This is a genomic window from Anabaena sp. FACHB-1237 (assembly GCF_014696225.1).
Lineage (GTDB): Bacteria > Cyanobacteriota > Cyanobacteriia > Cyanobacteriales > Nostocaceae > FACHB-1237.
Genome location: NZ_JACJPV010000013.1, coordinates 95,960 through 105,619, shown reverse-complemented (window position 1 = coordinate 105,619; position 9,660 = coordinate 95,960). Strand labels below are relative to the sequence as shown.

The window sequence follows — 9,660 nt, the reverse complement described above, 5'->3', positions numbered from 1 at the left end:
CAACTGGTATGAAGTACAGAGGAATCTGTTTACTTTAGTTGTACGTGAGCATATTTTTGCTAATCTTAATAGCGATCGCATGATCTAGAATACATAGATAATGTTTTTTGTCAATGCGTAAGTCCTAAAGACATAATTTAATTTAGTAGGGGTTTAGCACTGCTAAACCCTAACTGGGAGTCAGGATTTGTAAATTGTGATAGTAATATTGCGATTCTATACTTTCTCTGGTATAATTCAGACTGAAGAAACAATTCAGATTACATCTTCCACACCTAAGAATTATCAGAATAAGTTAATTTTAGTGAAAATAAATCAAAATAGCCTAAAATTAAATTAAAATTCAGTTCCACTATAGATTTTCAGCCTTAACTTTTAGTTATATTTTGAGGTTAACCGTGCGCTCCTCCTCTCAAATTACTACCCCACAATCAGTAAATCACAAAAGCTCTGCGATCGCATCTGCATCTACTCATCAACGCGCTTCTGGCGGTTTTGCGTTGTTGGATAGTTTGTTACGTCATGGTGTTGAGTATATTTTCGGATATCCGGGAGGCGCTATTCTCCCTATTTATGATGACCTTTATAAAGTAGAAGAAACAGGTACTATTAAGCACATCCTCGTCAGACATGAACAGGGTGCTAGTCACGCTGCGGATGGTTATGCTCGTGCTACAGGTAAAGTAGGTGTGTGTTTTGGCACTTCTGGACCGGGTGCGACTAATTTAGTAACAGGTATTGCTACAGCTTACATGGACTCGATACCGATGATCATCGTTACTGGGCAAGTACCCAGAGCAGCTATTGGTACTGACGCTTTCCAAGAAACGGATATCTATGGTATTACTTTACCCATTGTCAAGCATTCTTATGTAGTTCGTGATCCCAAAGATATGGCGCGAATTGTGGCGGAAGCATTTCATATCGCTAGTACAGGCAGACCTGGACCTGTATTAATTGATGTACCTAAAGATGTGGCTTTAGAACAATTTGATTATATACCAGTAGAGCCAGGGTCAATTAAATTACCGGGATATCGTCCCACAGTTAAGGGAAATCCCCGACAAATTAATGCGGCAATTCAATTAATTAGAGAAAGCAGAAGACCTTTATTATATGTGGGTGGGGGAGCGATCGCTGCTAACGCCCACGAAGAAGTCAAGCAATTAGCAGAGTTATTTAATATACCTGTTACTACAACTTTAATGGGTATAGGTGCATTTGACGAGCATCATCCTTTATCATTAGGAATGTTGGGAATGCACGGTACAGCCTATGCCAACTTTGCTGTAACTGACTGTGATTTATTAATTTGCATTGGTGCAAGATTTGATGATCGCGTCACAGGGAAATTAGATGAATTTGCTTCCCATGCTAAAGTCATTCATATAGATATTGACCCGGCTGAAGTTGGTAAAAACCGAGTTCCTGATGTTCCCATCGTGGGAGATGTGAAGAACGTTTTACAAGACTTACTAAAGCGATGTCAAGACGCAAATAGTAAAGTAGTAACCATACAAAACCAAGAATGGTTAAACCTGATTAACCTTTGGAAACAAGATTATCCCTTAACTGTACCCCAATATCCCGATAGCATTTCTCCCCAAGAAGTAATTGTAGAAGTTGGCAAACAAGCACCACAGGCCTTTTATACTACTGATGTAGGTCAACATCAAATGTGGGCAGCCCAATTCCTGAAAAATGGACCACGACGCTGGATTTCTAGCGCCGGTTTAGGAACAATGGGTTTTGGCGTACCTGCGGCCATGGGGGCAAAGGTAGCATTTCCTAATGATGAAGTCATCTGTATTAGTGGTGATGCTAGTTTTCAAATGTGTTTACAGGAATTGGGAACACTAGCACAATATCAAATAAATGTCAAGACCGTTATTTTAAACAATGGTTGGCAGGGAATGGTGCGACAATGGCAAGAAGCCTTTTATGGTGAGCGTTATTCCTGTTCTAATATGGAAGTAGGAATGCCTGATATTGAATTATTAGCGCAGGCTTACGGTATAAAAGGTATTGTTATTCGCCATCGGGAAGAGTTAGCCGATAAAATTGCGGAAATGTTAGCACATAACGGACCTGTAATTGTAGACGTAGCTGTTACTCGCAATGAAAACTGTTATCCTATGGTAGCACCTGGCAGAAGCAATGCACAGATGTTTGGACTAGCTAAACCTGCACGAACAGAAGCAGTTGAACCAGTGACTTGTAACCATTGTGGTACAAAAAATGCCCCTCATCACAATTTCTGTGCTGAGTGTGGTAATAAGCTCTAGGTTTAGGAGTTAGGCGTTGCTGAACTCAGGTATGAAATTGACAAATTCAAAATTTGAAAGTTTGTGCCTTTGCGCCTAACGCAATTGTTTCGCTTCGCTAATGCGCGAAATAAATATCATAATCATACCCAAATTCAGCAACGCCAGGAGGTAGTAGAGACTTAGCAATGCTAAAACAATACCTGTAGAATCAGATAATTAAGCCGTCTTGAGTATATTTAATTTGTATAAGTATGGCGGGTAAGATGCCCACCCCAGAAGATTTAATCATTTTAGGATTATACAATTTAGTTGCGTAACAGCTTAGAACAAGCGATCGCTATCTAAAATTTCCATACTTTTGTATAAAACTAGGACTTACGCATTGACATAATCAACTAAATATGGACTATGGGTTTCGGGCATTTTAACGTGATTTTTTGATGATTTTTGAGTGATAGCTTCCCTTGCCGTGAGCATTGCTACTGATCAGAAGTTAATCGCCAAAAGCCTGAAACGACGGATTTTCGTTCATTCACATCATGGTGAATTTGTACAGTGCGTAAGTCCTAAAAACATATTCTTTGAGGTATTGAAAAATCCGATAGCGGAGCCTGGCGTTAGCCATAATTACCGATTGTGACATTTGAACCTATCTTCCGCACCCTCAACTGTCACAATCGGTTTTTACCATTTTTTATGATAAAATGAGGTTGTATTGTATACTAATTCTCAGAAAATTAACGTATGTAGGATGCCAGTAAGGCATAATTTATATCCAAAAATCAAGAGAAAATTAAGTGATAATACCATGTGACACCCCAGGGTGCGGAATGTGGGTTATAACAGGTGGTAATAAAATAGCAGACCCTGGAGGGAGTGAGTCAGGCGGTGGTAGTTCCCCTGGATGTAACCCACCGCAAATATCTGTACCAGTTAAATCGCTCAACTCTTCTAATAACTTTGCAATTTCCATTTTCAATGCACTTGTATTTAACAACGTTTCGGCTATGCTTCACAGTCAGTCAAAAAACACTATCAGTCCCCGCATCTATCTGATTTATGATGTAGATGAGAAAGGTTCTGATCAAGATAAACTTGACAAAAAAGTTTTTCCATAACTTGAATGTTGCAAAACCACTATCAGGTTTACCAATCAGCCTGTACCCTTAGTTTCTGCCATTAACCAATTTAGGTAATCCTGATTTCCTTGTTCAATTGGTAAAGCCACCACACAAGGTGCTTCATAAGAATGCACTGATTTTACTTTTTCCGTTAGTTCTGCAAATAAATCACGACGGGATTTCATAATTAAAATGGCTTCTTTTTCTACTTGTAATTCACTATTCCACCAATAAATAATATCCATACCGTCAATTATGTTGGCACAGGCAGCAAGACGGGCTTCTACTACGGCTTTACCTATGTTAAGAGCCTCGGCACGGTCTTTACAAGTAACGTAAACAAAGATAAATTCCATATTTTTACTATTCTGTATTTACTAATCTTATTAATTGTTGTGGGTAAGGATGAGATACTTCTCCATTATCCCACTGAACAGTAATTTTTTTATATGGAGCTATTCCCGGAGGAGTCTGAGTTTTTTTAGAAACCACAATTCCATATTTATCAGCTTCAACAGCACTCTTTACCCTATCACCTTCATCTACTAAGGAATAATCGTAGATATCAGGTAATCCACATTGTTGCCAACCATCTATAACTTCATTGGTAACTTTATTAATTATCTCATCTATAACTTCATTAATTACAGTTAATTGTGGTGTACATTGAATATCAACAGGTTCTTCTAAATCAAAATTACTACTTTTGTTTTCTTGATTAGGAATATCTAATATTATTTTATCAGTTAAAACTGGATTATCGAAATTAAATAATTCTACTTGTTCAACTATAGGCGGTTCATCAATTTGATTGATTTTCCTAAATAGTGCATCATTAAAATCATTAATGGGGTTAAAATCCCTGGGGATTTCTATAATTGTTTCAGAAATTATTTCCAGATATGATGTAGAATCTTCTAAAGATACAGAATCATTCTTTATATACTTAGATTGACTACTATTTAAGCATAAATGAGCATCCTTTTCAGAAACATAAAGATGTTTAAAATCTATCCAAGTAGGGTCATTTTCATCTAATAATAATACTTTTGCTTTCTTATATTTAATATCAAATTGTAAAATAACTCCGGCATACCCCTTATCAGTTCTGCAAACTAATCTAATTTCTTTCAGATTTTCCGATGGTAATCTTAATAAACAGGTATCATATCTATCATCATCTTGATCATCATTTGATAGGTCTATAGAACGAGAACCAATAATAGAAGTTGATTGTAGATCAATATATGTAGTGTTTTTAAGCAACTTTTCATGTTCAATAAGTGAATCATAAATTAGTTGGGCGGCTTCATTGGTAGTAAATGGAGTAGGACGAGTAAAATGATTTTCTGCTATCTTTTTTTCTTCATAAAACCTTACATAACTATCAATGTTTATAGGCTCTGTATTATATTCAAAATTACTTCTGGTATCTCTGTATCTAATGATTTTTTGTTTGGTTACTACTTGTTGAATCTCATGAACTATACCAAATTCATTTAAACACCTATAACCTAGAGAACCCTGAGAAAAATTAACACCACCAACACCTTGATTCCCAGTTCTAATATTTCTATCTATCTCACCAATAGCAAAATAGGTATTACCAACTTTATTACTTTTATCCTTCGTATATCTACTTTTAAAATTGTCAAAAGGTACAGGGCTAACTTGTTCCTCAAAATTAGCAAATCCTACACCATTTCTAGTCATGGCTACATCAGCACGTCTTTTAAAATCTCCAGGATAAACAAATTCTTGAATCGGCTGAAAATTATCTTGAGGAAAATATAATTTTGTTGATTCTTGAAGTATATCTGTCACAGCATTCTTAGCTTTTCTATGAGTTTCACTTTCACTCTTACTGCTTACAAAATTATCACTAATACAATTTATATTGTCATCTTTACCATTTCCATGAGCAAAACAGGAAACACATTCAAAGGTTGTAGATGTTTTACTCATCGTTTTAATACATCCTTTTCTAAAGGATAATGGTAATCCACAAAATAAACAAGTATAAGCATCATCTTTATTATTGTATTCTTGACGTTCAGCATCTAGTAAAAAGCCGTTTTTATTCACTGCATATCTAACCATAAAACCTCTTGAATATTGCTATTTGTTTAGTCCAAAGATTATTACGTTTCTCCAAGAATAGGGAGGGCATATCACCAAATAAATCATCAAATTTTAAAACAGACTGAGAAATTCCGTAACAACATCCATAGAATGATTTTTAACTCATATTAGTTTTCGGATTTATCATTACTTTTCTGCTTTGGTCTTCTGAAAATACATTCATAAATCCCCCGACTGGAATATTCCCCACCTGTTAATGCTCTTCTTGCAAACACTAATTCCCATCCTTCATTACCCATGCGGTTCATACTGCTATCAAAAATAACATCTTCAAAACTTTCAATCTTATATTCCCATTCTACAGTTTTGGGCTGTGGTTGCCACCATAAATTAAAAAGTAATATTCCTAATATTCCTGCTAAAAGTGCAGTATTGATGATTTCGCTAAACTGAATTAAAATCTTGAATATATCAAACTTTGCTTTAGATATTCCACTATTTTCTGTATTAATAACTGGTTTTGGTATCTCAGCTTCTAAATTAATAGTTTGTCTCCAAATAGGGTTTTTATTGTCAGTTATTTGTCCACGAATATACAGCCTTTTTACTGGTAATTCTAGTTTTTCTATGACCTTACGCACATAATCAACAAAAAATGATTGTTCTATGATTTCCTGGGATTCCCCAATCACGGTAATACTCTCACCTGAAATATTTACTTTGGTGGTGATTCCTTTCGTTTCCAATGCCTTATTCATTAAAGTGCTAATAGCTTGGGTAGCTCCCTGTTTAGCCAGTTCTAAAGTGTTTTGTGTAGTCATAATTATTTCTCTCTAACAGTAGTTTGCTCTGGTAATCTTGGTGGTGTTTTGGTAGATGGTGAATTAAATTGTCGTGCAAGTCTTAATACAGTATTTCTAAACTGTTCTACATCCTGGGTTTTTTTATAAAAAACAATAATATTCAGATTGGTGGTTAAATTATTAACAAATTTTGTTTGGTGTACAAGTAAAGTACAATTAAAATAATACCAACACCCCAAAGAATAGTCAAAATTCCCAAAGTCAATAACCAACTCAGGGGACCCGAAGCAATTTCAATAGATTTGACATCTTGAATCCGGGTGTGAATCTCCTTTTTTTCTAGTTTGTAATAAATCACGAACAATTTTAATTTTCAATCTACCACTACCAGGAACAATTAAATTACCCCAGATTAATCCGGGTTTACCATTAATTTCTATGTTTGAATTGTCCATTTAACACCCCACAATTTTTGATAACAGTAAATTACTATGCACGGCAATCCCTGACTCCCGACATCAGTCTTTTTCATTATACAGGTTATTAGAAGACCCCTATTCTAGTAAACTCCCACAACTATACAAATCCTTCTTCCAACAATTCAATCCCTTGTGTAGTAATTTTGTGTCTTTGCCCTGAACCCTACACCAACTCTCGGTAATCAGTGTTTCTTGTTCCCACCAATAACTGAACCCCCCGTACATCCGTGGAATGGGAAACCAGTGTTGTTCTTGATTTACGGTAAATTCTAGTTTGGGGAGTTCCAAGTTGTGACTGTCAATTAAATCCCCGGCGCTGCTGGGGTAGCCCGGAAAGATTGACCATTGTACAAAAATGTCAGTTGATGTGATTTGGGTTCAGGTAATTTTGGTTCTCTGGCTTCTGTGACTTTTACAAATAGTTCAGCGCGTTTATTTTGGTTTGTGTCTCGTAGTGTAAAATCTTTGATGTCTACTTGATAAAACTGTGGTTGGCAACTTCCCGTATTAGACTCAGCTTTTAATATATTAGTATTGATGGTTTTAGTTGCACCAATTTCTAAGTTATCAAGCCACGTAATTTAATGACCCATTCCCGTGTAATAACCTTCACAAACTAGGAAATCACGACCTGTTTTGTTGGGGATTTTTAAACAAACTTTTCAGACATCCTCTAATAACTAACCAGTTTAAGGTTTATAATTCAATAAGAAATACCAACCATTGTCTTGAATATTATCACCTTTATCATCTAAAGTAGTAAAAGGAAAGGCATAATCAACCTGGAGGTTCAAATTAGGTAAAGGTTCCCAAATAAAACCTAAACCGGAACTGATTAATAAAGTTTGTTTTGCTAATTCATTAGGATTTTGAGAAGCATTCCAAACCTTACCAAAATCTACAAAAGGCACAACTTGTAATTGAGAATTTAAACTAATTCTATCTTCAATAGAAAAATAAAAACCATTATCTCCTGAACGAACATTTTGACGATAACCTCTGACAGTATCTCCACCTCCAATAATAAATTGATGGGCAGGTAACAAACCATCTGGTGTTAATTGTAAATTAGCTTTAAATACCAAATAATTAGTATTAGTTATTTTTTGTAATCTTTGTATTTGACCATTCCAACTAAAGAAATATCCATCAGGAACAGGTTCTTTATTAGTAGTAGGATTAAATAAACCAGTACCTATTTTAAATTCTGATCCTAAATACCATTTTCCTTGATTATCAATATTTTTATAATCTTGGCGTAACACAATTGCACTGGTACGAGTTAAACCATCTTTATCTGGTCCCAAACCGAAACCAGTAGGTTTATCAAATACAAAAGTCCGACCATTATCCAAACTAAAACCCAAAGATAAGGCCAATTCTTCTTGAGAACTTTTGACTATGGGCTGACGATAAAATACTCCATATATTTGTTTTTCTCCGCGAATATTTAACTCATCAAAAGGAGATTGAGTAATTCTTGTAAAGTTCAATGCTGTTCTAAATTGTAATTTACCATCCCTAGAATTAATGGGAACTTCATAACCAAGATCAAATAAATTTAGTCCTCCTGTAACTGTTCTTGTATAATTAGCTGAAATTTTATCTCCCATAACTACTAAATTGCGGTAATTTACACCAATAGTGATTTTTTCTGAACCAACACTTTCGGGAGAATTATTATCAACAGTGATATTAGTAGTTAATACTGGTTTTTCTGTAACTGTAACTTCAAGAATTTTATCTTGATCTGCATCCTGACTTTTGAGATTATAACTTAAATTACCCTTAACTTGCTCAAATAAAGAATCTTCTGACAGTAATCGCAATTTTTCTTCTATTTTAATAGCATTTACTGGCTCACCTTTAGCTATTTGTAAACGATTGATTATATAAGATTTTAATTTGGTTGTTCCTTTAACTTCAATATCCGCTATCCGAGATTCAGTAACATTAATTTGAATCATGCCATCACTAATATTTTGATTGTTTCCGGGTGTAGCTGCGGCGATAAAACCCTTTTCTTGATAAAATTGATTAATATCTTTAGCAATTTCTTGAGGCTTTTCCCAAGCATCTCTTTTAATATATTTTCCTTCATATTTCTGAAGCACGGTATTCAGTTGTTCTTGACTTAAAGCATTATTACCATTGATTTTTATTAATCTAATGGGGACATAAGCAATTTTGTCTATTTCTTGTTCAGGATCTTTTTGAATAGGTTCAATAGGTTTTATTGGTTGAGTAATTTGTGGTTTAGTAGCTGTATTAGTTGAATTTTGATTAATTGGTGTTGCTGTAGCCATAGAAGTAGCAATCGTGAGGATATTTTCAGATTTTTCATCATTATTTTGCTCACGGATTCTTACCCTAGAAATTAACCCATCTTGTTCCCACATAATCGAAGAAAATTCCGAGGGTGGTTTTTGTTTTTGTCCATTAATTAAATAACCGCGAATTTTATGATTAATATTAACTTGTTCGCCATTATTTTTATGTTCTGTCAATTCTTCTTTAGTACCTAAAGATTTAGGAGAATTAACAGAAAAACTACCTAATAAACAGGCTTGAGAATCTAAATTACAGTTAAAAATACTCACAGTCATACCAGGATTAACTAAAGAAGCTGATACTTTAACCCGATAATTACCTGGTGTTGCTGCACTATTTTTCAGATCAGGAAATTGTGAAGGTAATCTAAACAATAAACCTGGTGATAATTGAGTTTTAATTTGTTCCATATAGGGAATAAAAATTTGGTTAGATAGATGAGAATTATTGTTATTTTTGTCATCATTAGGACTATTATTAGAAATGGCTTTAGCACTGTTAAAAGTGCTAAATAAAAATAGCAGACTAGGAAGGATAAACAAAAATCTTTGTAAATGACGAGTAACCACGATAGACT

At 34.7% G+C, this 9,660-nt stretch carries 7 protein-coding genes; 1 reads left to right on the top strand and 6 read right to left on the bottom strand.

Annotated elements, in window-relative coordinates; translation table 11 throughout:
- The first annotated feature begins 398 nt into the window (after window positions 1–398).
- Window positions 399–2,285: a biosynthetic-type acetolactate synthase large subunit gene (gene ilvB, locus H6F32_RS09315; protein ID WP_190369053.1), complete on the top strand. Its 1,887-nt coding sequence runs from the start codon at window positions 399–401 to the stop codon at window positions 2,283–2,285.
- A 775-nt stretch (window positions 2,286–3,060) separates the two neighbouring features.
- Here the strand turns inward: ilvB and H6F32_RS09310 are convergent.
- From H6F32_RS09310 to H6F32_RS09285, 6 genes are all read right to left on the bottom strand, one after another.
- Window positions 3,061–3,240, bottom strand: a complete 180-nt coding sequence (locus H6F32_RS09310; protein ID WP_190369052.1) for a hypothetical protein — start codon at window positions 3,238–3,240, stop codon at window positions 3,061–3,063.
- A 180-nt stretch (window positions 3,241–3,420) separates the two neighbouring features.
- A complete protein-coding gene (gene cutA, locus H6F32_RS09305) occupies window positions 3,421–3,744 on the bottom strand; it encodes a divalent-cation tolerance protein CutA (protein WP_190369051.1) in 324 nt (107 codons plus the stop codon).
- 7 nt (window positions 3,745–3,751) lie between these two features.
- Window positions 3,752–5,488: a hypothetical protein gene (locus tag H6F32_RS09300; protein ID WP_190369050.1), complete on the bottom strand. Its 1,737-nt coding sequence runs from the start codon at window positions 5,486–5,488 to the stop codon at window positions 3,752–3,754.
- 149 nt (window positions 5,489–5,637) lie between these two features.
- The gene (locus H6F32_RS09295; RefSeq protein ID WP_190369049.1) at window positions 5,638–6,291 is read right to left on the bottom strand and encodes a hypothetical protein; all 654 of its coding nucleotides are present in this window, start codon (window positions 6,289–6,291) and stop codon (window positions 5,638–5,640) included.
- A 275-nt stretch (window positions 6,292–6,566) separates the two neighbouring features.
- The gene (locus tag H6F32_RS09290; protein WP_190369048.1) at window positions 6,567–6,728 is read right to left on the bottom strand and encodes a hypothetical protein; all 162 of its coding nucleotides are present in this window, start codon (window positions 6,726–6,728) and stop codon (window positions 6,567–6,569) included.
- Window positions 6,729–7,441: 713 nt separating this feature from the next.
- On the bottom strand, window positions 7,442–9,652 hold the full coding sequence (locus H6F32_RS09285; RefSeq protein WP_190369047.1) for a ShlB/FhaC/HecB family hemolysin secretion/activation protein: 2,211 nt from the start codon (window positions 9,650–9,652) through the stop codon (window positions 7,442–7,444).
- Between the last annotated feature and the right edge of the window lie 8 nt (window positions 9,653–9,660).

What these genes read in the sequence shown, in the direction of transcription:
- cutA (WP_190369051.1), bottom strand. Translation starts at nt 3,744, where the DNA reads ATGGAATTTATCTTTGTTTACGTTACTTGTAAAGACCGTGCCGAGGCT.
- H6F32_RS09310 (WP_190369052.1), bottom strand. Translation starts at nt 3,240, where the DNA reads ATGGAAATTGCAAAGTTATTAGAAGAGTTGAGCGATTTAACTGGTACA.
- H6F32_RS09300 (WP_190369050.1), bottom strand. Translation starts at nt 5,488, where the DNA reads ATGGTTAGATATGCAGTGAATAAAAACGGCTTTTTACTAGATGCTGAA.
- H6F32_RS09290 (WP_190369048.1), bottom strand. Translation starts at nt 6,728, where the DNA reads ATGGACAATTCAAACATAGAAATTAATGGTAAACCCGGATTAATCTGG.
- H6F32_RS09295 (WP_190369049.1), bottom strand. Translation starts at nt 6,291, where the DNA reads ATGACTACACAAAACACTTTAGAACTGGCTAAACAGGGAGCTACCCAA.